This is a genomic window from Pseudomonas sp. IAC-BECa141, from assembly GCF_020544405.1.
Taxonomy (GTDB): domain Bacteria; phylum Pseudomonadota; class Gammaproteobacteria; order Pseudomonadales; family Pseudomonadaceae; genus Aquipseudomonas.
In genome coordinates this window covers 4,952,798-4,977,298 of record NZ_CP065410.1, presented here as the reverse complement: position 1 = coordinate 4,977,298, position 24,501 = coordinate 4,952,798, and the positions used below count along the sequence as shown (strand labels likewise).

18 protein-coding genes are annotated in these 24,501 nt (G+C 59.6%); 11 read left to right on the top strand and 7 right to left on the bottom strand.

The window, feature by feature from the left end; translation table 11 throughout:
• Positions 1-15: 15 nt before the first annotated feature.
• Complete coding sequence (locus I5961_RS22725) at positions 16-519, top strand: CS1 type fimbrial major subunit (protein WP_227233436.1); 504 nt, start codon at positions 16-18, stop codon at positions 517-519.
• Positions 520-563: 44 nt separating this feature from the next.
• The gene (locus I5961_RS22720) at positions 564-1,817 is read left to right on the top strand and encodes a hypothetical protein (protein ID WP_227233434.1); all 1,254 of its coding nucleotides are present in this window, start codon (positions 564-566) and stop codon (positions 1,815-1,817) included.
• Positions 1,818-1,868: 51 nt separating this feature from the next.
• On the opposite strand, the gene I5961_RS22715 is transcribed toward I5961_RS22720, so the two are convergent.
• The 3 genes from I5961_RS22715 to I5961_RS22705 all read right to left on the bottom strand — a co-directional run bounded on the left by I5961_RS22715 (position 1,869) and on the right by I5961_RS22705 (position 10,186).
• Positions 1,869-2,993, bottom strand: coding sequence for an NEL domain-containing protein (locus I5961_RS22715; RefSeq protein ID WP_227233433.1), 1,125 nt, complete (start codon positions 2,991-2,993; stop codon positions 1,869-1,871).
• Complete coding sequence (locus I5961_RS22710; protein ID WP_227233431.1) at positions 2,963-6,640, bottom strand: dermonecrotic toxin domain-containing protein; 3,678 nt, start codon at positions 6,638-6,640, stop codon at positions 2,963-2,965. Before I5961_RS22710 ends, I5961_RS22715 begins: the two co-directional genes overlap by 31 nt.
• Before the next feature lie 402 nt (positions 6,641-7,042).
• A complete protein-coding gene (locus I5961_RS22705; RefSeq protein ID WP_227233429.1) occupies positions 7,043-10,186 on the bottom strand; it encodes a transglycosylase domain-containing protein in 3,144 nt (1,047 codons plus the stop codon).
• Positions 10,187-10,685: 499 nt separating this feature from the next.
• On the opposite strand from I5961_RS22705, the gene I5961_RS22700 reads away from it, so the two are divergent.
• The 4 genes from I5961_RS22700 (at position 10,686) to I5961_RS22685 (ending at position 15,776) form a co-directional block, all read left to right on the top strand.
• A complete protein-coding gene (locus tag I5961_RS22700) occupies positions 10,686-12,107 on the top strand; it encodes an amino acid permease (RefSeq protein ID WP_085699751.1) in 1,422 nt (473 codons plus the stop codon).
• Between the two features lie 169 nt (positions 12,108-12,276).
• Positions 12,277-13,782 (top strand): glucosyltransferase domain-containing protein, encoded by a 1,506-nt coding sequence (locus I5961_RS22695; RefSeq protein ID WP_227233428.1) that lies wholly within the window; start codon positions 12,277-12,279, stop codon positions 13,780-13,782.
• Between the two features lie 108 nt (positions 13,783-13,890).
• Positions 13,891-14,265, top strand: coding sequence for a GtrA family protein (locus I5961_RS22690; protein ID WP_227235633.1), 375 nt, complete (start codon positions 13,891-13,893; stop codon positions 14,263-14,265).
• A complete protein-coding gene (locus tag I5961_RS22685) occupies positions 14,262-15,776 on the top strand; it encodes a glycosyltransferase family 39 protein (protein WP_227233426.1) in 1,515 nt (504 codons plus the stop codon). The genes I5961_RS22690 and I5961_RS22685 overlap by 4 nt, the downstream gene beginning before the upstream one ends.
• Before the next feature lie 32 nt (positions 15,777-15,808).
• Here I5961_RS22685 and I5961_RS22680 read toward each other — a convergent pair whose 3' ends face one another.
• Together I5961_RS22680 and I5961_RS22675 are read right to left on the bottom strand one after the other, a co-directional pair.
• A complete protein-coding gene (locus I5961_RS22680; RefSeq protein ID WP_227233424.1) occupies positions 15,809-17,428 on the bottom strand; it encodes an FMN-binding glutamate synthase family protein in 1,620 nt (539 codons plus the stop codon).
• Positions 17,429-17,584: 156 nt separating this feature from the next.
• Complete coding sequence (locus I5961_RS22675; RefSeq protein ID WP_085701729.1) at positions 17,585-18,385, bottom strand: helix-turn-helix transcriptional regulator; 801 nt, start codon at positions 18,383-18,385, stop codon at positions 17,585-17,587.
• 125 nt (positions 18,386-18,510) lie between these two features.
• On the opposite strand from I5961_RS22675, the gene I5961_RS22670 reads away from it, so the two are divergent.
• From I5961_RS22670 to I5961_RS22650, 5 genes are all read left to right on the top strand, one after another.
• Entirely contained in the window at positions 18,511-19,326 is an 816-nt protein-coding gene (locus tag I5961_RS22670) for a carbon-nitrogen hydrolase family protein (protein ID WP_085699737.1), read from the top strand.
• Positions 19,327-19,515: 189 nt separating this feature from the next.
• The gene (locus tag I5961_RS22665; RefSeq protein WP_227233422.1) at positions 19,516-20,841 is read left to right on the top strand and encodes an APC family permease; all 1,326 of its coding nucleotides are present in this window, start codon (positions 19,516-19,518) and stop codon (positions 20,839-20,841) included.
• 75 nt (positions 20,842-20,916) lie between these two features.
• A complete protein-coding gene (locus I5961_RS22660; RefSeq protein WP_085701726.1) occupies positions 20,917-21,342 on the top strand; it encodes an NUDIX hydrolase in 426 nt (141 codons plus the stop codon).
• 23 nt (positions 21,343-21,365) lie between these two features.
• Entirely contained in the window at positions 21,366-22,004 is a 639-nt protein-coding gene (locus I5961_RS22655) for a LysE family translocator (protein ID WP_227233421.1), read from the top strand.
• Between the two features lie 2 nt (positions 22,005-22,006).
• Entirely contained in the window at positions 22,007-22,507 is a 501-nt protein-coding gene (locus I5961_RS22650) for a GNAT family N-acetyltransferase (protein WP_227233419.1), read from the top strand.
• Positions 22,508-22,870: 363 nt separating this feature from the next.
• On the opposite strand, the gene I5961_RS22645 is transcribed toward I5961_RS22650, so the two are convergent.
• Both I5961_RS22645 and metR read right to left on the bottom strand, forming a co-directional pair.
• A complete protein-coding gene (locus tag I5961_RS22645; protein WP_139832616.1) occupies positions 22,871-23,353 on the bottom strand; it encodes a hypothetical protein in 483 nt (160 codons plus the stop codon).
• Positions 23,354-23,582: 229 nt separating this feature from the next.
• Positions 23,583-24,500 carry a transcriptional regulator MetR gene (gene metR, locus I5961_RS22640; RefSeq protein WP_085699725.1) on the bottom strand — a complete coding sequence of 306 codons (918 nt, stop codon included), beginning with the start codon at positions 24,498-24,500 and terminating at the stop codon, positions 23,583-23,585.
• Between the last annotated feature and the right edge of the window lies 1 nt (position 24,501).

Below are 24,501 nucleotides of genomic sequence, written 5' to 3'. Positions count from 1 at the left end.
GCAAAGGAAAGCGACATGATCAAGCAATTGGTGATCGCCGTGTGCGTGGGCGTTTCGACGCCGATGGCCGGTGAAGCCTTCGCAGCACAGGAAAAGCACATTTTTGAAGTCTCGGTGGATATTCCAAACCTGGAATTTTATGTGATACCGAGCGAAACGGACTGGATACACCATCAACAGACGCTGCCCTGGGACATCGCCACTTCGACCCTTGGCGGCTTGCGCAAGAACTTCGATGTGCGCACTGACAGCAGTGCCATCGAAGCCCGCCTCGAAAGCTTTCCCTTTCTCTCCAGCGGCCTGGATTCACGGGATGACATCAGTCTGCGCATCAACTTCAACGGTACGGAGTTGAGCCATCACCCGGTTCCGGTTCAGGTCGTGTCGCGCGAGGAGGCCGTCGCGGGCAAGAGGGTGCAGCTGGAGATCGAGCCGCGGGGGCCTGCCAACGGTTATACGCCGGGTGATTACTACGGCACCGTCAACATCATCTTCAATGTGGCAGCCCCGACGGGTTGATCGTTGAACCAACAAAAGACCGTTTGCTGAGCAAGGAGCTGGTAATGGTTTCAGGGTTGCGAACATTCAACAGATTTGGCAAGGCAAAGTGGCAGGCGGGTCTCTACGGCTGGTTGATCTGCTCATCAGCGCACGCGGTGACCCAGGAAATCAGGGCGGTCTATGTACCGGATCCCGCCAATCCGCAGACCAACAGCTTCATCAACCAGACGCCGCAGAGTGGTTACTGCGCCACCTATCCCAACGATTGCAAACCGTTATCGGGCGTCCGGCTGCCGTTGCGATTCGCTTCAGTGCAGGCGCTGGAGCCAGGCTTGTCCGAGCGCAACGGCGCGATGTTCAACATGCCGGCGCAGTGGCGCAGCCTGATGGTCACCAATGTCTTTACCGGCGAGACCGCGACAGTGGACATGCGCATCGGCGGGTTCGGTTCGCAGTATGTGCTCAGCGACACGGCGGCCAACCTGACGGGCGAGACCGATGATCAGCAGGCGCACTACAAGCTGTGGGGCACCAGTTGGGGTGTCGCGCCGCTGCCTTGCCGGCCCGGGGCGATGCCGTCTCACGGCCCGGATTTTTTCCAGTTCTTCTGGAAGACGCCGGCCGAAGGTATCTGCGCCAAACGGGCCGCGTTCATGATTCCCTGGATGTCCTATGGCTATCTGGACGTGGGCTACGAATTGCACATGCCGGATCCGTTGACGATGTCTGCCGGCCTGTACACCGGTCAGTTGGCCTACGGTGTCGGGCCAGGCATGGACATCGACACCGGTGACAATCTGCTGCCGGATGCGTCGGCCGTGACTTTCCGGTTCGTGCTGGATGTCCAGCACGTTCTGAAAGTCGATATTCCTCCCGGCGGCAACAAGGTCGTGCTGGTGCCCGAAGGGGGCTGGCAGGCCTGGTTGCAACAGGGGCGAAAACCGGCACGGTTGTTTCGCGACCAGACGTTCAACATTTCGTCCTCCTCGCGCTTCAAGATGTTCCTTGAGTGCCAGCACGGCGGCGCGCAGTCTTGCGGGTTGCAGGACTCGGCGGGAGGCAGCACGCAGGCGCAGGTGTTCGTCAGCGTCAGCCTGCCCGACAGCATCACTGACAGTGCGGGCCAGCCGGTGCGGCATCGGCCGTTGTCGGCAAGTCCGAGTGTCCCGGGATTTCAGCCGGGCCGGTTTCTGGACCGGGCGCCGGGCACGCTGCATTTCGAAATACCCAAGGACTATGTCGAGCAGATGCTGCAGCCCGGTCAGGCCCGGCGTTACGCCGGCAATGTCACAGTGATCTGGGATTCGGAAGTCTGAGCCCAGCCCTGCAGGCAACCTGACCGGTTGCCTTCGGGGCTGGGCAGCGGCTCAGATCCCCGCGCGAGCCATGGCCTCGCGGGTCAGCCTTTGTTTCAGTGCCTTTTCCTGCCGACCGATGCTTTCAAGCCAATCGTCAAAGATCATCTGACTGGTTTTTTCCTCTGTGAAGAGCAGATCCTCCGGGATCGACAGGCGCTGAGCCAATTCACTGAGGGTGCGTCTGAGCTCGGGGGAGCGATCCTTTCCTTCGCTCCAGCGTTCTTGGGCTTCCTGCAAATCGATCAGCAGGTCGACCTGTTCCTGGTACACGCGCGCGTTGGCTTCGATTTCTCCCGACCAGGTTTCACGCAAATAACGATCCCAGAAAAATTGGTCGAGCATCTGGTCGACCAGACCGCCATCGGCCTCGGCATCGAGAATCCTGTCGCCGGCCGCATCGATGGTTTCGTCGGTGACCCCGGCGATCGCACGGAATTTCATGGCCTCGGATTGCCAGGGCAGTTCAAGGCGTCTGGCCAGACCGGTTTCATAGGCCAGGTGGACTTCCACATCGTCAGCTGTGCCCTGGCGGGCCGCGATATCGGCCCGGGCAATCTCGTTGACTTGCCTGAGGCGCGCAGCACCTTTGGCCAGTGTCACCAGTCGCCGTTCAAGCTCATCGGGAGAACTGGAATAAGTGCGTGCTTCCGATTCCAGCACGCGTATTCCCATGCTGTTGAACAACTGGGCGCCGGCGTCTTCGCAACCTTCGGGGTCAGTCGACATCAGGAACAGTTCTTCGCGCAGCCGGGTATCGATGTTCATGGCGTCGATCATTCGCCAGACACGCTCGGTCAACTGATTCAGTGCCTCTCCACCCAGTTCGTAATCGGCAGAACGAGTCAAACCCTGCAGCACCTGGAAGAAGCCGTCGGAGCCGGGTTCACTCGCCAGGTCATGCCACGCTTCCGGACGAAGCGCCCCGATGCCGGGCGTTTCATCAGACACTTCGGTGTCCATGGAAATCGGCCATTGCTCCAGCAAGTCTTCAGCAACGGTGGCGTAAGTGTGTGACGGACGCAGACCCACGGACCTGCGATAGCTTTCGTAAGTGGAGCGTGCCTGGCTGGCCATTTGTTCCAGACGAACACGCGTGCGGGCGATCAGGTAAGCCTCATCGGAGCCGGGCCGCACTTCGGGAATGTACCTGAGCGGGTTGTTGCCCAGATCAAGAAAGAACCCTCGGGGCGGGGAACATCGAACAGGCCCAGCGGCCAGCTGTCGATCTGTGTATTGATCAGACTCAGGATCCGCAATCTCGGCATGCGCCCGACCGACAGGGGCATGCTGATTGGGTTGTTGTCCAGTCTCAGGGTTTCCAGGCGCGTCAGCGTGTTCAAAAGCTGAGTATTGGCAGGCGTCAGCTGCAACAGGTTGTTGTTCAGACGCAGGGTTTCCAGACGCTGCATCCGGTCGATGCCGGCGGGCAGGGTCCTGAGGTTGCAGTGTCTGGCACTCAATTGACGCAGTTGAGGGAAATCCTTCAGCAGGCCGTCGGCCGTTAAAGAAAAACTCTGGCCGTCCAGATTCAGTGTCGTGATCTGATCGAGCCAGGGTTTGAGGCCGTCCGGTAATTGCCCCCACCATTGCTGGAGGTCATGGGGCAGCATCTCTTTCGACAAGTCCAGCGCGTAGCCGCTCTCAAGGCTGATGCTGCGTTCCTGGAACACCTCGGACCTGCGTTCGAAGCACTCCACCAGACGCTCTGCAAGGAAGCGTCCGCCTTTGTGTTGATACTCCCACCAGGTTTGCGGGACGCCCATGTTCTCGAAGTCCACGGGGGCACCCTGGCTCCGGAACCTGAATGCCCAAGAGTCGAGTGTTTGCTTCAGCGTCGTGAGTTCACTTTCAAGCCGCGCGATTTTCCAGTGGGCATCGCCGGTGGCCTGCAATGACCGGGCGAACGTCGCCACTTCTGTTTCGCTGAAGTGCGGATAGAGATTTCCGACTTTTTCTTCCACGGTCAGCGGCGCCTTGGACAGCCTCGGTCCGCGCAACAGCAGCTCGGTTTCCAGTGGGATAACAGGACGGATCGGGGAGCGTGCCAGGATTGTCCTGCGTTCGGCTGGCGTTTCGGTGCAGAGCATCACCCATTGTCTGAACGATTGCCCCTGGCCCGTGCGATAGCCCAGTGCACGGCGTTTGCCTTCGGGCAGGGCGGCCAGTATGGAATCATAGAAGTCAGCAGCGTCGTGCAGTTTGTTGTTCTCACCGTCGCGTACCTCATAACGACCGTGTTCATCCCGGATCAATCTGCGCACTGTTGTGGCATCGTCCGGGCCGGCGCTGCTTCGCAACCGGCCGTCATGCGTGCCTTCGCGAACCTCTATGCGCAAGTCTGAGAACGTGTCGGTGTAGATCCTCAGCGCGCCGAGCGTGAGACGTTCGGTATCCGGCACCAGCCATGCCGGATCATGCAATCCCTCGTTGGCCCGGGTGGCGAGTACCTCGAACGCGGTTTCCCGGGCCTGACTTTTCAGGCGCAAAGGGATGTGTTGCTGCTCGCTCATGATGTTGTGCTCGGCGGCTGTCGCCTCGTTTGCCAGCGATTCGGCGATTCGTGCCGACAAGGGAGGGAAATGGCGCTGGATCAACTGGGCCCCGGCATCGGTGGCCTGGTTTCTCAAGCGGTACTGGTAGTCGAAAATTTCGCTTTCGCGGGTTTGCACGGCGTCGGCCAATCGATTGCGCAAGACCTGTGCCCGCCGGGCTTTGGGATAGTCCCCGCCCAGCAGTGACTGCATGTCGGCGTCATCGAGGAACTCCACCACTCGCTCGGGCAAGCGGTTGTCCAATACGTCGTCAAGTCCGATGGACAGCGTCTGATGATCAAACGCAAGGGGGTTGCCGTATTGCCGGTAAGCGCCGGTCAGATCATTGTTTTGCCAGACTTTGACGGCCTTGTCGGCTGGCCAGCCAGGCATGTCGGTGATCATTCGGTCAAACCAGTGCGAATCCGGGGGAAGGGGCTCTGCGCTGCGAATGCGCTCGCCGAGCCCTTTTGTTTCCTCGCGGATACGGGTGCGGTTCAGCGTGTCCTCGAGCAGTGGCGGTGGCGGGCTGTTTTCCACATGCATCCGGCGCAACGCGTCGATCGGCGTGCCACTGATGCGACGTATCCTTTCTAGTTCGACATCACTGTAAACGTCGACCGAGTGCCCCAGACGTCGCATCAGTTGCGGGCCATCCCAGTCATGCGGGGTCTCTGCTTCGTGAGTCCAGGCCCCCGCTCCGTTGTGCTGCAGCCGCGGGGAGTAAGCCTGCGGTCGGGAAGGGTGCTCGACACGGTATTGGCCGCTTTCGCGGTCGAACCTGACTGAATAGTGCTTGCCCTCCAGCGGCAGAATGGTCTTGCCGGCATGTTGGTGCAGACCCAGGGCATCCGGTCTGGCGCCCTCCGGCAAGGCCGGTTGCGACAGCTCGTACGGTTGGAGGTCCGGGTGCCACAAGCGCGTGCTGCCATCGAACGAGCGTACGGCTTTCATGTTTTCAATCAGCGGCGAAAACTTCAGCAGAAACGGCCTGGCGACCACCGCACCACTGGCGAAAGCCGCCAGTTGCAGGACGTCGTTGACCACTCCCACCACATGTTCCGCAGCCTCTTCCCAATGACCCAGTGCCAGATCCACCGCCCCCTCGATGACTTCATTGGTCAATTGCCAGGCGGTGTAGCCGAGCATTGCCAGACCGACGACAGGCACAAAGGGTGCAGCCACCATCACCGCCACGTTCAGGATGTCCTGGACAATTGCGAAAGCGTTCGCCCACCAGTCTGCGCGAGCATTCTTGTCCGCATCGGCGGTAGGCACGGCGATGTTGCGCGCATCGTTGAGGATTTTGTCGAGCTGGCGCTGATAGAGCGATTCCCACAAGGCACCGCTGAACGGTATCGCACCGTATTGCAGGTTGGGATGGCTGACCGGTGTTTCGCGCCAGGAAGGACGTGAGTCTCCACGTTTGTGTGGATACCATTTCACATGCAGCAGACGCTGCTTGAGATCGGCAAAGAAATACCCGCGGTCCTTGTGATCGACGAATTGGCTGAAGAACTGCCAGTAGCTGCCTCCGGTGGAGGGCAGTGTGTCGTTCTTCTGCAACTGGCGAGTCAGCTCGGTCAGAAAGTCGAGGTGGGTGGCGTATTCTTTCAACGGATGTTCCGGGTCGTGCGGAACGTAGGCGATGATCCGCGACGAGGACAGCGGATACCCGGGGTCGGGGCGCAGAATCAGGATGCCGGTCATCTTCAGATCCATGATGGTCAGCTCGCAAGCCTGCATCCGCTGCTGGCCGAGCCTGAGTGCCACCCGACCGTCGAGCAGGGCACGGATCAGCTGCACACCTTCACGGTCGATGTCTTTCTTTGCCAGCGCCACGCGTGCGGCCACCCGCAGCGCGGCCTTCTGGCTTTGCACGACCTGCGTCTTTACGTAACTGCGCGCTACCGGGTCGTCGTTCAACAGCATTTCCTGAAGATGTGCCTGATAAAGCCTGCCGATATCCAGTTCGCGACACAGCGTCTGGAATTGGGCCACGGTCATCAGTCGATCCAGTGGGGAAATGTCGTACTGATCGTTTACAAGTTGCATTTTGAGGACGAACGCGGAATTCGATGCGTAAGTTTCGTTATAGGCGAAGTTGTTCAGGGCAGCTTCGAGCAATGAAATTTTTCTTGAGGTTGAACCACTCAAAATATTTCTGACGTACCAAGGCGATCTGCTTTCGCGATACAGAATCAGAAATGTATTCCTGATATCGACGTCGATGCCGGTTTTCTCCCGCAAGCGTGTCCTCAATAACGGTTCGGCAAACGCGTGAATATCTTTCAGTCGGGCCAGTGCCTTGTCGGCAGCGTTGCGGGCTGCCCAGGCACTGCGATGGACGCTGGCCAGTCGCGGCTGCATCCAGTATTCACGACGCGGTTTTATATTTTTCAATACTTCGCCGTGATGCGGTTTCATATCGGTAAAAACCGGATCGATCCGCGATTTGATTAATTCGTAATGTTGCCCTTTGTATTCGGTTTTTGCAGTCATGGGTGCAGCCTTGAATAAGTCAGGAATGTTGAGCCTAACGTTCAAGTATGCGGAGGATTAGTTCAAAAGTTTGTTTCTCGAGTGCGAGCCAGACAGGGGAACGATTGAATATTGGAATGCATAAAACAAATAGTTATTGCCCCCGCAACTTCATTCGGTGTTAAGCGATGGCAGGTTCGCCAGTGCTACCTGAGAAACGGGCGACGGCCGACATTGCGAGTCGCTGCCGGGTTGCAGATACGGCATCAGGATCGGCGCCATGCCCTTGAGCACCTGCACCGGCAGGGCCGAGGTGAATTTGAAGCTCTCCGCCGACCGCCCTGGAACGAACGCCGTGAGCGTGCCGAAATGGTGATCGCCGATGTAGAACACGAAGGTCGCGGTGCGGTTGATCGACTTGGAACTCAGAATGCGCCCGCCGGAACCGATGGCCTCGATTCGGTTGTCGCCTGTACCGGTTTTTCCGCCCATGGTCAGCGGTGTTCCATCGTTCAGTTTGAAACTGCCGGAAACACGTTTGGCCGTTCCCGAGTCCACCACTTGCGACAACGCTTCACGCATTGCCGTGGCGACTTCGGACGGCATCACCCGTTTACCGACATGAGGGTCGTTGACCAGTTTCGTTTCGTAAGGCGTGCCGGCGGCAAAGTGCAGGCTGTCGATGCGCAGGGTCGGCATGCGCACGCCGTCATTGAGGATGGTGCCGATCAGCTCGGCCAGCGCAGCGGGGCGGTCGCCGGAGCTGCCGATGGCGGTGGCCAGTGACGGCACCAGGTGATCGAACGGATAGCCGACTTTCTGCCAGCGCTGATGGATCTCGAGGAACGCCTCGATTTCCAGCATGGTGCGGATCCGACTGTCGCGGGCGCCTTTGTGCTTGCTCTTGAACAGCCAGCTGTAGACTTCCTGACGCTCGAACTGACTGGCCTTGACGATCTGGCTCCAGGTCGCGTCCGGGTGGTTGAGCAGGTAGCCGATCAGCCACAGGTCCAGCGGGTGGACCTTGGCGATGAAGCCCTGGTCCGGCAGGTCATAGGTACCGGGACCGTAGGCCAGATAAAGCCGTTCGAGGCGTTCGTCGGTGAGTTTTTCGGTGATTTTGACGCCCTTGAGGTGCGAGCGCACAAAAGTATTGAAGTCTTCCTGGCTGGCTTCGGGGAGCAGGTAACGGTGCACGGCGGCCATGCGGATCGGCGTCGGGCGCATGCTGTCGAGGAAGGTGTCGAGGCGGGCCTGGGTGTCCTTGTTCTTGTACTTCTTCCAGAACTTGAGCAGGAACGAGGTGCCTTCACGGTCGGCGAACGAGGCGAGGTATTCCTGACGGCGCGGGTCGCGGTCGTCCTTGAGCAGTTCGGCGCTGTTGTTGGGGCCGGAGTAGGTGGTGTAGCGCACCAGATCGCGCATCAGGCGAATGAACGGCAGGTTGATCGACTCGCGCAGGGCATCGCGCAAGGTCGGCATGCGGCCGTTGTCTTCCTTGCGAAAGTTATGGAACACATGCAGCCCGCCACCGGTGAAAAACGCTTCACCGGGGCTGGCCGAGTATTTGCGGTCGAGGGCGGCGCCGAGCAGCTTCGACAGATCGTGATCCTTGTTCTGGATCAGGTAGTCGATCACCCACCGGCTCAGGCGATCCTGATCCGGCACGTCGATTTTTTTCAGTTCCGGCCCGGTCATGGCGCCGTATTTGTCATGCAGCTCCGCGATGATTTGCAGGTAGGTTGTCAGCACGCGCATCTTGGCGGTGGAGCCCAGTTCCAGCTTGCTGCCCTCGTTGATGTCGAACGGCTGATCGGTGCTGTCGGTCTGCACCCGCACGCGCGAGCCGTCCGGGGTCAGCTCGAACAGGGTGAAGCTGTAACGCACCTGTGTGGTGCTGGTGGGCGTCAGCAGGCGTTCACCCATCAGACCGACTTCGGTGGCGTAGGCCGGGTCGGCCAGTCGTTTCAGGTAGGCGGTGGCCTGGGTCTGCAGCTCGCCTTGCAAGGTGCTGGTAGCGGACAGGTCTAGACGGTCGAGGTCGTACAGCGGACGGTTGAGCATCGACGCCAACCGGCTGCGGGCGACGCTGATGCCTTTGTTGGTTTCGATCGGCTGAATGGTCGGCTGGGTCTGCCAGTCACGGTAGCTGATGGTGCTGGCCAGCGCCGCATCGGCGAGAGTGGCGTCGATCACACCGTTCTGCTTGAGCACGCGCAAGTGGCTGTTGGTCAGTTCGACCAGCTCTTCGCGGCCCTTGGTCAGGTAATGCGAAGGACGGCGCTGGGCGATCATCAGCGACAGCATTTCGCGCAGGGCCAGGCCCTTGTCCGCCATGCTCTTCGGATCTGTTTCAGTGCTCGAGAGTTTGCGGTTGGCCTCGTTGAAATCGGCGCCATACCAGACCCGCAGGCCCTCGGCCATGCCGTGTACTTCGCCATGCCCCGGCACCGCCGACAGCGGCACGCTGTTGAGGTAATCACGAATGATGTTCTGCCGCGCCTGCAAGGTGTCCGGGCCGCCCTGGTAGGCGCGCACGCTGGCGGAAATCATCTGGCGGATCTTCTCCGCGCCGGACACCGTCAGGCCATCGGGCGAATGACGATATTTCTCAAGTTGCGTCGCCAGGGTACTGCCACCGGCCGACTGCCCCGGCAAGTGCAGCAACTTGGCGACCTGCGACCACGCGGCCATGCCGAAGCGCGGCCAGTCCACCGCCGGGTTGGCCAAGGGTTGCTTTGGGTCGAGCAGAAAGCGGTTTTCGATGAACAACAGGCTGTTGACTACCACCGGCGGGATTGTGTCGAAACTCGAATACAGCTGCTGGGGGTAGTTGTACTGATACAGCGGCGCGGCGCGGCAATCGGTGATCGACAACCCGGCCTGGATCTTTTCGGAATAGGGCACGAACAGGCCCTTGTCGGTGTAGTTGAGCAGGGCCGGGGAGAAACGCGTCTGTTCGGTGATCACGTAGTTGCGCTTGATCAGCCGTGGCAGGAACTCGTCCAGCGAGCTGTAGCCCAGACGCAGGTCGAACGGCCCGTTGCCCGGATAGCGGATGGCGTCGCTGGGCCCCGGTTGCAATTCGTACTTGAGTTTGGCGGCGTACTGGCTGAGCTCGCGGGACTGAAATCGCGAGGTGCGCATTTCCTTCATCGCAGCCAGACCCACGACAATCGCGATGATCACCAACAGGAGCCAGAAAGCCTTCCACCCATGCCGGTTACGACGGGGTTTTTCAGGGACAGGCGCTTCATCCACACGTTCAGTCGGAACCACTTTTTCACTCGAATCGGTTTGCCACAAAGCGCCCATAGTCGATTGATCCATTCACGCAGATTGATCGGACTTGTCTGAAGCTTAGTCGGTGGTTGGCGTGGGTGAAAAAATTGTGAAGAGGGCACCCTGAACAAATCTGCAAATCCGGCTGCCACCCTCCGGCAAGTGATTGCAAGCCTGAAAGGGCCGGAACAGAGAGGTCTTGAGGTCGATGCGACTTTGGTCGCGGCATGACGCTGCACCATTGCTGTGCAATACTCGGCGCCCATTTGCGCGGTGAATAATCCTCAAAATGCAGGACGATTTGTCTCGTAAGCCGCGTATTTGACGAGGTTTACGTCTGAATCAGATGCCTTATAGAGTGAAAAAACCTGTCGCAAGCTTTTTATACTGCACGCCCCGCTGATCCCGCAGGTTGCTTCTGCGGGACGGTCCTGCCCACGAAGCAGGGCCGGTTTTGACCCAGGCGCAGGCTTATCGGCCGACGTTTGAACACTCGGTGGTCACATCCAATAACAAGACGAGGAAGTCCCCCATGCCAGTCGGCAATCCCCCGCCCCATGGCGAAACCGCTCAAGGCGGCCCGCTCAAACGCGAACTCGGTGAACGGCATATTCGCCTGATGGCGCTCGGCGCCTGCATCGGTGTCGGCCTGTTTCTCGGTTCGGCCAAGGCCATCGAAATGGCCGGCCCGGCGATCATGCTGTCTTACATCATCGGCGGTCTGGCGATCCTGGTGATCATGCGCGCCCTCGGTGAAATGGCCGTGCACAACCCGGTCGCCGGTTCTTTCAGCCGTTATGCACAGGATTATCTCGGTCCGCTGGCGGGCTTTCTGACCGGCTGGAACTACTGGTTCCTGTGGCTGGTGACCTGCGTCGCCGAAATCACGGCGGTGGCGGTGTACATGGGCATCTGGTTCCCCGATGTGCCGCGCTGGATCTGGGCGCTGGCGGCACTGGTCAGCATGGGTTCGATCAACCTGATCGCGGTGAAGGCCTTCGGTGAATTCGAGTTCTGGTTCGCCCTGATCAAGATCGTCACCATCATCGCCATGGTGCTCGGCGGCATCGGCATCATCGCTTTCGGCTTCGGCAACGACGGTGTGGCGCTGGGGATTTCCAATCTGTGGGCCCACGGCGGCTTCATGCCCAACGGCGTGACGGGCGTGTTGATGTCCCTGCAAATGGTGATGTTCGCCTACCTCGGTGTGGAAATGATCGGCCTGACCGCCGGCGAAGCGAAGAACCCGCACAAGACCATCCCGAATGCGATCGGCTCGGTGTTCTGGCGCATCCTGCTGTTCTACGTCGGCGCACTGTTCGTGATTCTGTCGATCTATCCGTGGAACGAAATCGGCACCCAGGGCAGTCCGTTCGTGATGACCTTTGAACGTCTGGGCATCAAGACTGCCGCCGGCATCATCAACTTCGTGGTGATCACCGCCGCGCTGTCGTCTTGCAACGGCGGCATCTTCAGTACCGGGCGCATGCTCTACAGCCTGGCGCAGAACGGCCAGGCGCCGGCCGGCTTCGCTCGCACCTCGGGCAACGGCGTACCGCGTCGGGCATTGCTGCTGTCGATCTTCGCCCTGCTGCTGGGCGTGCTGCTGAATTATCTGGTGCCGGAAAAGGTCTTCGTCTGGGTGACTTCGATTGCTACCTTCGGCGCGATCTGGACCTGGGTGATGATCCTGCTGGCCCAGTTGAAATTCCGCAAAGGCCTGAGCGCCAGCGAACGTGCAGGTCTCAAGTACAAGATGTGGCTGTTCCCGGTCAGCTCGTATCTGGCGCTGGCGTTCCTGGTGCTGGTGGTCGGCCTGATGGCGTATTTCCCGGACACTCGCGTGGCGCTGTATGTAGGCCCGGCGTTCCTGGTCCTGCTGACCGTTCTGTTCTACGTGTTCAAGTTGCAACCAAAGGATTCGGTACAGGGCGCGATGCGTTCGGCTTCGTAATTCGTTGTCGCTGAAACCTGAAAGCCCCGGTCGAAAGTCCGGGGCTTTTTCATGGGGCGAAGTGATGCCGCTGGTCTGAAAGCGCCGCAAAAAACGACTTCTGATTCAGAGTCATGTTCGAAGGTTTATCTACGTCGTTTCCAGCGCAGCCGTGAACAGAGGCGCAGGTATGAGGATCAGCGATTTTCTCGTACGAGAACTCGGCCGCCGTCAGGTCGTGCAGTTCTTTCTGCTCGCCACAATGCTGTACATCCTGCCGCTGATCCTCGTCGACTTTCCCTACATCGACGACAACTGGCGCACCCTCGCTGCTGGCAACGCCTGGGCGCGGCAGGGGCGGTTGTTCATGGACTGGTTTTATCAAGCGCTGACTTTCACTGGCGCTGCGCCGAACATTTTCCCGTTGCCGCTGTTGCTCGCCACGGTGGCCATGTCGTTCGCGCTGACCCGGCTGACCTTCCACTATTTCCCCGAACCGACGCTGGCCTGTTGTCTGGTGCCGTTGCCGCTCTGGTACAACCCGTTCCTGTTGCAGAACCTGTCCTATCAATACGACGGGGCCGGCATGGCGCTGAGTCTGGTCGCGGTGATCTACGCGATCACGTTTGGCGGCGCTTCACGCATTCAGCGCTGGCTGGTGCCGTCGGTGTTGCTGGCGCTGGCGATCGGGTTGTATCAGATCAGCCTGAATGTGTTTCTCGGGTTGTGCTGCGTGGAATTGCTGCGCAATGTTCATCGGCGAGTGCCGTGGGGTGAACTCTGGTGCCGGTCAGGCTGGCGGCTGGCGCAGCTGTTGCTGGGCGTGTCGATCTACGCGGTCACGGCCTATCCGTTCACGGATTCCACACGCACCGAATTGCTCAACCTCAGTGCTGATCCACTGCTGCAGATCAGCATCAATGTTGGCCGGGTCATGGAGAAGGTGGCGCTGCTGTTTCACAGTGGCTACACAGCAGTGTTCGTCGTATTACTTCTGTGCGCATTGTTCGGTGGTGTACGGATGGGACGGCAAATTTGCCTGCGCCAGGAACCACCCGCAAAGGGCCTGCTCCTGAGCTGTGGCTGTCTGCTGACTTTGCCGCTGGTTGTGCTGCTGATACCGGGGATGACGCTGCTGTTTCGCGACTTCAATGAAGGTGCGCGTACCCTGATGGGGTTCGGCGTGCTGCTGATGTTGCTGTTCTATCTGGCCTGTACCGGATTGACGTCGCTGCACTCGCGGCTGCCCCTGTTGTTGGCGATTCCGCTTTTGGCCACGTTGTCGCTGTCCTTCGCTTACGGGCGAGTACTGACGATGGAAAAGACCTTCGCCAACAGTGCTCTCTACAGCCTCAGTCACGACATTTCTTCCCATCGCGAACTGCGCGACGCCAAACGGATTTATATGTCGGTCACTTACTCCGATCGCTGGCTGGCAAGTGCGACGGGCACGTTCAAACAGTTACCGGTACTGCGCTATCTGCTGAATATCGACTACTTCATGCTCGCGGAAAACCTGCCGTCGACCGGCATCACCAACGTGGTTGCCGAGCGCGAGCGGCGCAACGCCACCCGCGTCGGCTATCAGGGGTTTCCAGCCTTGGTTGATCGACTCTATTACCGCATCTATCTGATCGGTGATTACGGTTTCATCGTCATGAAGGAGCCGCCCCATGGCCGCTTGCTGCAATGGTGACCGTCGGTCTGAAACCACCCCCCTCCTGTAATTTCTGACAGTAGACCCTGCTCACGCTCTGCCCTAGCTTGAAGCACTCGACGGTTGCCGCGACAGCAAGGATTGGCGATGAGAATCTTGTGGAAAGGGTTTTCCGCACAAACGGCCATCGGCTTCGGCGGCATGTTGATTCACTGGCAGATTTTTTTCGTGTTGACCAGCGCCGTTCAGGCGACTCAGTCGGCAAGTAACTTCGCCGCGTTTTGTATCGCCGCCGCCTTCTCGTTTTACATGAACGCGCTCTACACATTCGAGACTGGAACGTCAGTGTTGGCCTATCTGGGCTTCATGAGCGTGATGGGCGTTTTGAGTTATGGCACAGGTGAGTTCGGTGATGCGCGGAATTTGCCGGGACTGGCGACGGTGTCCGTGTTTTCGCTGTTGAATCTGTTGCTGGGGTACTGCTTTTTCCGGTTTGTGCTGTTTCGGCGGCGTCAGACATGAAAAGCCTTGCGAGCGTTGCGGCCTCCGCGGGGTTCACTTCCTTGAGGATCGACAGACTGGCCCTTCTGGCGGTTGTATTCCTCGCCCTGATCGTGCGGTTTTACGCCATCGATGTGCCGAGTATCTGGTATGACGAGGCCTACAGTCTGTTGCTCGCACGCGAAACGCCAGCGCGCATTTTGGCACTGACTGCGCTGGATGTTCATCCTCCACTGTATTACGTGCTGCTGCATTACTGGGTGATGTTGTGGGGGGAGGGAGCACTGCCGGCCCGGGCGATGAGTGCGCTGGCGGATGTGGGAACGCTGTTGTTGTGTGTCAGGTTGATGAGCCTGATTTCCACGCGCCGGGCCACCTGGATTGCTGCGTTGCTGCTGGCGTTGCTGCCGTTATCCGCCGGCTACAGTCAGGAGGCCCGAATGTACACCCTGCTGGGGTTTTGGCTGATTGGCGCAACGATGGCTCTGGTGTGTTGGACACGGGCACCCGAAAAAAAACGGTTTGCGATTTCCTATGTTTTATTGATGGTTGCTGCGTTCTATACGCATTACTTTGCGTTCCTGTGCGTGGCCATTCATTGGCTTTTCTGGTGGAAAACGTGCTCCGAACTCCAAGACAAGGCAATTGGGGGGCGTGCCTGGATTCTGGCTAACGGCATGATCGTTCTACTGTATGTGCCCTGGCTGCCTGTACTGACTGATCAACTGCTCAGCCGACCGGATTTCGGCTGGATAGCGCCGCTCACCTGGCAATCGGTATTTACCCTCATATGGCAAATAACCGGTACGAGCGAGTCAGTAAGCTGGGCGACATGGTGGCGAGTCTGGCCGTCTGTTTTTATCATCGCCTGCGCGTTTACCGTACTGATGCAACATCGTGACTCACGACGGTATGCCTGGCTTTTGGTGGGATATTTCTTTATTCCATTGCTGTTTTTGCTAGCGATTTCCCTGGTGAAACCAGCGTTTATCCTCCGCTACTTTTACTTTGCAGCTATCGCGCTTCCATTGATCGTTGCGGTGGCTATTGATAAGTGGTGGCATCGTCGACGGATACTTGCCTTGCTGCTCATGGCAGCGTTTCTACTGGGCGAACTCCAGGGAGTGGCAGACCTCTCCAGGCGTCGAAACAACAGTGCAGGGATGGAGGCACTGGCGATTGCCTTGAATGCCCAGAGCCGTTCAGGCGACGAGATCGTGTTTGACAATCTGTATTGGTATTTGCCGTTCGCGAACTACAACAAAACGGGCATATCACCAAAGATTTTTGTAGGGATGACAAGTGTACGGCTTTCCGGATATCCGGATCGTTCGGGATGGGCGCTGATCCCGGCACCGCAACAATCAATGCTGATTGATGATGATTCGATAAGGGCGCTGGATGCAAAACGAGTGTGGTGGGTCGCGCACAAATCGAATGCCAAAGATCTCTCTTTGTTCTCGAACCAATGGATCAAGATTCGGAGCCTTGACGGAGGTGATATCGAAGCCCGCTTGTTTGTTCACAAGTGAGGGCCTGCCGGCGTGGACAGGCCCTGAATCATTCAAGCAGCTACGACTTCCTGCGGTTCAAAACTGTCCGCCCGCGCCATCTGCCACATCCGCGAATAGAACTCGCCGTTCACTTCCCCGGTGAGCAACTCCCCCGGTTTCAGGAACACGTGCAGCTGTGAAAACAGTTTGATCTCGGTCGCCGACATGCGCCGTACCAAATGCTTGGCCGAGAGTTGCGACGGATGGTCGAGGCCGGCGGCGGCGAGCATTTCCGCCAGCGCCTTGAGCGTATTGCGGTGAAAGTTGTAGACCCGCTGGGCCTTGTCCGGCACCACCAGCGCACGCTGGCGCAGGGTGTCCTGGGTGGCGACGCCGGTCGGACATTTGTTGGTGTGGCAGCTTTGCGACTGGATGCAGCCGATGGCGAACATGAAGCCGCGCGCCGAGTTGGCCCAGTCGGCGCCGATGGCGAGCACGCTGGCGATGTCGAAGGCGCTGACGATCTTGCCGCTGGCGCCGAGCTTGATCTTGTCGCGCAGATTCAGCCCCACCAGGGTGTTGTGGACAAACAGCAGGCCTTCGCGCATCGGCACGCCGATGTGGTCGGTGAACTCCACCGGGGCGGCGCCGGTGCCGCCTTCCTTGCCGTCGACCACGATGAAGTCCGGCAGGATGCCGGTCTCCAGCATGGCCTTGGCGATGCCCATGAACTCCCACGGATGGCCGAGGCAGAACTTGAAGCCCACCGGTTTGCCGCCGGACAGTTCACGCAGCTGCTGGATGAAATTCATCATCTCGATCGGCGTGGAAAACGCGCTGTGGCGCGACGGCGAGATGCAGTCTTCGCCCATCAGGATGCCGCGGGTGTCGGCGATTTCCTGGGTCACCTTGTGCTTGGGCAGAATGCCGCCGTGACCGGGTTTGGCGCCCTGGCTCATCTTGATTTCGATCATCCGCACCTGCGGGGTCTGCGCCTGGGCGGCGAAACGTTCCGGGTCGAAACGGCCGTCGCTGGTGCGGCAGCCGAAATAGCCGCTGCCCAGTTCCCAGGTCAGGTCGCCGCCGTGTTCGCGGTGATAGGGGCTGATGCTGCCTTCGCCGGTGTCGTGAGCGAAGTTGCCGAGTTTGGCGCCTTGGTTCAGCGCGCGGATCGCGTTGGCGCTGAGGGAGCCAAAACTCATGGCCGAGATGTTGAACACCGATGCCGAGTAAGGCTGGGTGCACTGCGGGCCACCGACGGTGACGCGAAAGCTGCTCGGGTCGCTCAACGGTGCCGGGCGCATCGAATGACCGATGAATTCGAAGCCGGATTGGTAGACGTCGATCAGGGTGCCGAACGGCTTGTCGGCGGTTTCATTCTTCGCTCGCGAATACACCAGCGAACGCTGGGCGCGAGAGAAGGGCAGGGCGTCGCTGTCGGATTCCAGCAGGTACTGGCGGATTTCCGGGCGAATCCCCTCGACCAGATAACGGATGTTGCCCAGGATCGGGTAATTGCGGCGCACCGCGTGCGGGCTCTGCATCAGGTCGAACAGACCGATCAGGCTCAATACGCCGGTGACGGCGGTGATCGGCCACAGCCAGTCGTGTTCGAGAAAGGGCAGGCTGGCGAGGGTGAAAATCACGCAGACGGCAAAGAAGGCGTAGCGGCTCAGGAGTGACAGGCTCATACGGTTTCCTTGGTTCGGACTTGGATTGTTCAGCGCCGCAGATCCCTGTGGGAGCGAGCTTGCTCGCGATAGCGGTGGGCCAGTCAACGCATAAGTCGGTTATGGCGGCCCTTTCGCGAGCAAGCTCGCTCCCACAGAAAAGCTCACAGCGCTGTATCAGGCGTTCTGCGCCTGCAGAAAGATCGAAAACAGCTCCGACTGGGATTTGATCCCCAGCTTGCTGTACATGTGTTTCTTATGGACTTTCACGGTTTCAACAGAGATTTCCAGCTTACGGGCGATTTCTTTACTGGAGCAACCGCTGAGCATCAGGCGCCCGACGTCCAGCTCCCGGGCGGTCAGCTGCGCGCCCTTGAGTTGCTGCACCGACGCTTCGAGCTGCACCCGCCAGTCCGGTTGCGCAGGCGCCGGGGCGAGGGCCACGGTTTCGTTGATTTCATAAGGCAGGCGCTGGCGCAACAGGCCGAGCACCCACGGCTGGATCAGCGACAGCAGGGCAATCTGCTCGCCGGTGAAGCGCTGCTGGCTGCCCAGTGACAGACACAGCGTGCGGTCGCCTTCGAGCTGGCAATTGAACTGGATTTCGTCGGCCACCACATTCAGACGAAAGTATCGCTGGTAATACTCGGTCAGTTCGAAGTGCTCCGGCGCGACCTCCGACAGGCGATACAACCCGGTACGCGATTGCTCGCGGCAGGCGATGTAGAACGGATCGAGCAGGTACAACCCGCGCAGATAATCCTGAAACAGCTGGTCGGGACTGCCGTCGGCACCGGGGCATTCGGCGAACACCTGCGGGTGACGGTCGGCGCTGAACAGCAGCGCCACCCAGCTATCGAACGTGACGTACTGGTCGAGCAGGCGTACCAGCTGCGCCCAGAAATTCGGCTTGTCGAGGGCGTCGATCAACTGCCCGACGGCGCGGTGCCAGGTGATGTCGTCAAACGAAACAGTCATGCCTCTACCCCTATCGGGTTACCCCGGCCGCGTAATTCCCTGGCCGGTCGAATGCGAAGCATACTGGCCCACAGACAGCCGCCGGGCAATCTTTCCGCCCCCGGCGCTCATCACAAGGACTCCCCATGAAAGTCGAACTCGCCCAACTGGCGGGCCGTGACAAAGACACGGCGTACAACCTCGAACGCGCCCTCGCCGCGATTGCGGCCTGCGCCACCGACACGCAATTGATCGTGTTCCCCGAGACCCACCTGATGGGCTTCCCGACCGCTGACACCGTGGCGCAGGTCGCCGAACCGGTCGACGGCCCGACCGTCAGCGCCGTGCAGGCCGCCGCCCGTGAACGCAACCTGGCGGTGGTGATCGGCATGGCCGAGAACGATGACGGCCGCTTCTACAACACCACGCTGCTGATCACCCCCGAAGGTATCGCCCTGAAATACCGCAAGACCCACCTCTGGGCGTCGGATCGTGGTGTGTTCGAAGCGGGTGATCGATATGCAACGTGTTTGTGGAACGGTGTGCGGGTCGGTCTGCTGATCTGTTACGACATCGAGTTCCCGGAATCGGCCCGCGCCCTGGCGCAACTGGGGGCGCAGATGTTGATCGTGACCAACGGCAACATGGACCCGTACGGCCCGACCCACCGCACTGCGATCATGGCCCGGGCTCAGGAAAACCAGGCGTTTGCGTTGATGGTCAACCGCGTGGAAGCCGGGGATGACGGGTTGATGTTTGCCGGCGGCAGTGCGCTGGTGGATCCGCTGGGAACGGTGCTGTTCGAGGCCGGGCGTGAGGAGGGGCGGTTCAGCGTTGAGCTGGATTTCGACCAGTTGGCGCTGGCGCGCAAGGATTATCGCTATCTGGATGATCAGCGATTGAAGTTGCCGGGGGAGGTGGTCGAGCACGCGTCGGGAGTACGAGAGCTGCTGATCCCTTGACCCGTTGTACCCGATCGTTCCCACGCTCTGCGTAGGAATGCCTCCATGGACGCTCTGCGTCCGCTCTTGGGACGCAGAGCGTCCCGGGCTGCATTCCCACGCGGAGCGTGGGAACGATCAGCAACACCCGAAACATTCGCCGAACTCGGCCTCTGCCATAAATCCAATAAAATCCGGAGTAAGTCGCCCATGGCTCGTTTGCAACGCACCCTTTCGCTGGGGTCGGTGGTGCTGTTCGGCATCGCCTACATGACGCCGATCATTGTCCTCGGTACGTTCGGCATCCTCGCCCAGTCCACCGCCGGCATGGTGCCCGCCGCGTATCTGGCGGCGCTGGTGGCGATGTTTTTCACCGCCATGAGTTATGGCCGCATGGCCGCCGCGTTCCCGGTGGCGGGCTCGGCCTACAGCTACGTGCGCAAGGCCATCAGCCCGAAACTCGGCTTCATCGCCGGGTGGGCGGTGCTGCTCGATTATCTGTTTCTGCCGATGGCGATCTGGCTGATCGGCGCCGCATACCTCGCGTCGGCCTTCCCGTCGATCCCGCAGTGGATCTGGGTGCTGGCGTTCATCGGCATCACCAGCGCAATCAACATCATCGGCCTGAAACTGGCCAACGGCATCAACGCCTTGCTGATGCTGGTGCAGTTCCTGGTGCTGATCGCCTTTGTCGCGCTGTGCGTGCACTACGTCGGTGGCGATGCCAGCACGCCGCTGTGGTCGATCAAACCGTTCTTCAATGGCGACATGCAGATGCCGCTGATCATGAGCGGGGCCGCCATCGCCTGCTACTCGTTTCTCGGTTTCGACGCGGTCAGCACCCTCACCGAAGAAACCCGTGATCCACGCCGCACCATTCCTCGGGCAATCATGTTGATCACCCTGATCGGCGGGCTGATTTTCGTCGGCGTGTCGTACTTCGTGCAGGTCGCCCATCCATCGTTTCAGTTCGACAGCGTCGACTCGGCGGCCTACGAAATTGCGCGCAATATCGGTGGCGACCTGTTCGTGTCGATCTTCCTGATCGGCCTGATCGTCGGTCAGTTCGCCTCGGGCCTGTCGGCGCAGGCCAGCGGTTCGCGATTGTTGTTTGCGATGGGCCGTGACGGTGTGCTGCCCAAGTCGTTTTTCGGCACCTTGCACGAGCGCTTCGGTACGCCGGTCAACAGCATCCTGCTGTGTGCGGTGGTGGCTTTGCTGGCGCTGAAGCTCGACGTGACCACCTCGACTTCGTTCATCAACTTCGGCGCGTTCCTGGCGTTCAGCCTGGTCAATCTGTCGGTGATTTTTCACTACTGGATCGGCGGCGAGAAAAAAGGCCTGCGCGAGCTGATGCTGTTTCTGGTCTTCCCGTTCATCGGCCTGGCGGCGGACTTGTGGCTTATGGTCAGCCTCGATCACCTGGCGCTGTATCTGGGCCTGAGCTGGCTGGCGATTGGTGTGGTGTATCTGGCGGTGCTGACCGGCGGGTTCCGTCGTCAGCCGCCGGAAATGGATTTCCAGGAAGCGGCCTGACGTGCGGTCGAGCCTTTGCCTCACGAGCGGCAAGCGTGTGATCCTTGCCGTTTTTGAGTCATAGGCTTTTCGTTCATGTCAACCGCAAATAATTCCACGATCCGCATCGCTGCCGCGCTGCTGCTCAACCCCGACGGCCAGACCCTGCTGGTGCGCAAGCGCGACACCACGGCGTTCATGCAGCCCGGCGGCAAAATCGAAGCCCATGAGCTGCCGGTGCATGCGCTGGCCCGTGAGCTGGAAGAAGAACTGGGACTGCTGATCGATCCGGCGCAGGCGAGTTTTCTCGGCCAGTTCTCGGCACCCGCCGCCAACGAGCCGGGATTCGTCGTGCAGGCCGAGATCTTTCAGCTGACCATCGACGCCAGGGTGTCTCCGGCCGCCGAGATCGAAGAGGTGATCTGGATCGACCCGGCCACCGACGGCAATGTCGTTCTCGCCCCATTGACACGTGACCTGATCCTGCCGTTTTATCGAGCCTCGCTGACCGCGATCGCCTGATCATTCGTGCAAAGGACTTCGTCATGATCCCGCTTCAAGACCTGCTGATTTTTGCCGCCGCCGCGCTGCTGATGGTACTGACGCCGGGGCCGAACATGATCTACCTGATCTCCCGTTCGATCTGTCAGGGCCGCAAGGCCGGGGTCACGTCGCTGGTGGGCGTGGTGGCCGGGTTCTTCGTGCATATGTTCGCGGCGGCAGCCGGTTTGACGGCTGTGTTTCTCGCGGTCCCGATGGCTTATGAGGTGTTGAAGTGGGCCGGCGCGCTGTACCTGTTGTTGCTGGCCTGGCAGGCAGTGAAACCCGGCGCCCGCTCGCCATTCGAGGTGCAGGCATTGCCGGCGGACTCGTCGCGCAAGCTCATCACCATGGGGTTTCTCACCAGCGCGCTGAACCCGAAAATCGCGGTGTTCTACCTCTCGGTGTTTCCGCAGTTCATCACGCCGGAGCACGGCTCGGTGTTCAGCCAGAGCATCATTCTCGGCCTGACCCAGATCAGCGTCAGTTTCAGCGTCAACCTGTTGATCGCCCTGTCGGCGGCCGGTATCGCGTCGTGGTTCGTCAACAACCCGACCTGGCTGGCGGTGCAGCGTTATTTCATGGGCTTTGTGCTGGGCGCACTGGCCGTGCGGCTGATGCTTGAACAACGCAAGGCCGCCTGAACATGTGGATCGAACGGCTCGACGCCAGTCATGCGTTGGCCTATCGCGAATTGATGCTGGAAGCCTATGACCGCCATCCGCAAGCGTTCACTTCCAGTGTGCGCGAGCGCGCAGTGATGCCGCTGAGCTGGTGGGAATCACGGCTGACCAGCAAGCTCGACGCGGTGTTTGGCGCGTTTGAAGGCAGTCGGCTGGCGGGCATTGTCGGCCTGGCGTTCGAGCCTCGGGAGAAGGCCCGGCACAAGGCAACGGTGTTCGGCATGTATGTGTCGGCCGGGTTTCGTCAACGAGGCCTGGGACTGAAATTGATGGAGGCCGTGCTGGAGGAAGCGCAGCAGCATCCGGCACTGAAAGTCATTCAACTGACTGTCACCGCCGGCAATGAAGCCGCATTCAAGCTGTACCAGCGCTGCGGCTTCATCCAGTTTGGTCTGGAACCCCTGGCGGTTCGGGTCGGTGAGGAATATTTCGACAAGATCCATATGTGGTGTGAATCTCGCTGAAGTCCTGGTCGGACTTTCGTGGCGAGGGAACTTGCTCCTGCGGGGCTGCGAAGCGGCCTTTATTGCGCATAGTCACGGTCTGACGGAAGACCACATGTTCACGTTTTCCTGTAGAGGAATCGGAATTTCCCAACGCGAACTGCATGGCCTGCCAATACTCGCCCCCCCCCCACCAAGCCATGGAGAACTTTCGACAGGTACTCAACCGCCCTGATGAGTTGCCTGGCTTTGATGACCTGGCAGGTAATTAATGCCCCCCACTTATTTCACCCGCATTGCTGCGGGCTGTGGGGGGGTTAACCTTGACGGTCCCTTTTTCCTGCCGGAGCTGGTTAATTAACGCGTTCCCGCGTCCTGCATCTCCTAAACTCTGAATTGAAAAAAATCAGCTGCGGTAGTTATTTGATATCCACCGACATCCTCATCTCCAAGTTGAATTTGCACGCTTTTTATTCCCTTCCCGGAAAATGATATCGGATGATAGGAAATCGACTCCTGTGCCTGCGCAATGGTAGTGTGGAGCAGCGTTTCCTGTGCATCATAAAATCTTATCGAATAAGAATCATACGGGCGACCAGTGCCTCCCCTGCTTATCGCGAACCAAAAACTCACGTAAGAGTAAGTAGAGTTAAATGTATATTTCACTCCTCCATTTTCTACGCATAATGAGCTCTCTTCGTTTTTTCCGGGAGAGTGAGCCCAAGTTGCACTTAGAATTCCGCTATTCAGGGGTAAACTGTGAGGCAAAAGTGTTATTTCTCCGCTGGGGATCGTATATGTAATATCGGGTTGAAATAAGACTCTTTCATTTCCAAAGTCTTCACTCAGTACTTCATTGGTATTCATTGGTAGCGCTCCTTTGCAGGCTCAGCCCCTTACCGGAATGGCAGCAGGCATGCACCATTGAGCGCCGTCGGTAGAAAGTTGCGCACCTGTCAACTTTGATAGTCCAGACGAGTGGTCAAGGCTTGCGCAACGTCTGCTGACGTAGGACATAAATCGGCGGTTCGGGTCGGTGAGGACTACTTCGACAAGATCCATATGTGGTGCGCGCTTTTCGTGCCAACCGCCAGCCTCAACGAACCGCGCTGACCCCATCCAGCGTCGAGAACGAGGTGTCCTTGGCCGTCAGCAGGAAATCGCGCATATACGGCGCGTCCAGCATGTCGGCGCGGATCGCCGCGTACAGCGTTGCAAACAAGCCTTTCTCGCCCAGCCGCTTACCCTTCACGTAGCCCCGCGAGCTGTATTCATGCAGTGCCCAGTGCGGCATGCCGCACACACCACGGCCGCTGGCCACCAGTTGCATCATCATCACCGTCAGCTCTGAAGTGCGCACCTGCGCCGGTTCGATGTCGGCCGGTTCGAGGAAGCGAGTGAAGATATCGAGACGATCCCGTTCCACCGGATAAGTGATCAGGGTTTCGCTCAGCAGATCTTCGGGGACGATGTACGGTTTGCTCGCCAATGCGTGCTGGTTGGCGACTGCGAGCATGGCTTCGTAGGTGAACAGCGGCACGTAGGTGATGCCGGCGATTTCCAGCGGGTCGGACGTCACCACCAGATCCAGATCGCCACGAGCCAGCGCCGGCAGCGGGGCAAAGGAGAAACCCGAAGCGAGGTCGAGTTCGACTTCCGGCCAGGCATCGCGGAACTGATCGATGGTCGGCATCAGCCACTGGAAGCAGCTGTGACATTCGATGGCCATGTGCAGACGCCCGGCGGTGCCCCCGGCCAGACGCCCGATGTCGCGTTCGGCGGCGCGCAGCAGCGGCAGGGTCGCGTCGGCCAGTTGCAGCAGGCGCAGGCCGGCGCTGGTGAAGCGTACGGGTTTGGTCTTGCGCACGAACAGCGGCATGCCCATGCGCTCTTCCAGTTCCTTGAACTGGTGGGACAGCGCCGACTGGGTCAGGTGCAGGCGGTCGGCCGCATCCACCAGGCTGTCGGCTTCGCGCAGGGCGTGCAGGGTTTTCAGGTGACGGATCTCAAGCACC

Bases quoted from the DNA above. Each gene is read 5' to 3' on its own strand.
- I5961_RS22725 (WP_227233436.1), top strand. From the start codon at position 16: ATGATCAAGCAATTGGTGATCGCCGTGTGCGTGGGCGTTTCGACGCCG.
- I5961_RS22720 (WP_227233434.1), top strand. From the start codon at position 564: ATGGTTTCAGGGTTGCGAACATTCAACAGATTTGGCAAGGCAAAGTGG.
- I5961_RS22705 (WP_227233429.1), bottom strand. From the start codon at position 10,186: ATGGGCGCTTTGTGGCAAACCGATTCGAGTGAAAAAGTGGTTCCGACT.
- I5961_RS22700 (WP_085699751.1), top strand. From the start codon at position 10,686: ATGCCAGTCGGCAATCCCCCGCCCCATGGCGAAACCGCTCAAGGCGGC.
- I5961_RS22695 (WP_227233428.1), top strand. From the start codon at position 12,277: ATGAGGATCAGCGATTTTCTCGTACGAGAACTCGGCCGCCGTCAGGTC.
- I5961_RS22690 (WP_227235633.1), top strand. From the start codon at position 13,891: ATGAGAATCTTGTGGAAAGGGTTTTCCGCACAAACGGCCATCGGCTTC.
- I5961_RS22685 (WP_227233426.1), top strand. From the start codon at position 14,262: ATGAAAAGCCTTGCGAGCGTTGCGGCCTCCGCGGGGTTCACTTCCTTG.
- I5961_RS22680 (WP_227233424.1), bottom strand. From the start codon at position 17,428: ATGAGCCTGTCACTCCTGAGCCGCTACGCCTTCTTTGCCGTCTGCGTG.
- I5961_RS22675 (WP_085701729.1), bottom strand. From the start codon at position 18,385: ATGACTGTTTCGTTTGACGACATCACCTGGCACCGCGCCGTCGGGCAG.
- I5961_RS22670 (WP_085699737.1), top strand. From the start codon at position 18,511: ATGAAAGTCGAACTCGCCCAACTGGCGGGCCGTGACAAAGACACGGCG.
- I5961_RS22665 (WP_227233422.1), top strand. From the start codon at position 19,516: ATGGCTCGTTTGCAACGCACCCTTTCGCTGGGGTCGGTGGTGCTGTTC.
- I5961_RS22660 (WP_085701726.1), top strand. From the start codon at position 20,917: ATGTCAACCGCAAATAATTCCACGATCCGCATCGCTGCCGCGCTGCTG.
- I5961_RS22655 (WP_227233421.1), top strand. From the start codon at position 21,366: ATGATCCCGCTTCAAGACCTGCTGATTTTTGCCGCCGCCGCGCTGCTG.
- I5961_RS22650 (WP_227233419.1), top strand. From the start codon at position 22,007: ATGTGGATCGAACGGCTCGACGCCAGTCATGCGTTGGCCTATCGCGAA.
- I5961_RS22645 (WP_139832616.1), bottom strand. From the start codon at position 23,353: ATGAATACCAATGAAGTACTGAGTGAAGACTTTGGAAATGAAAGAGTC.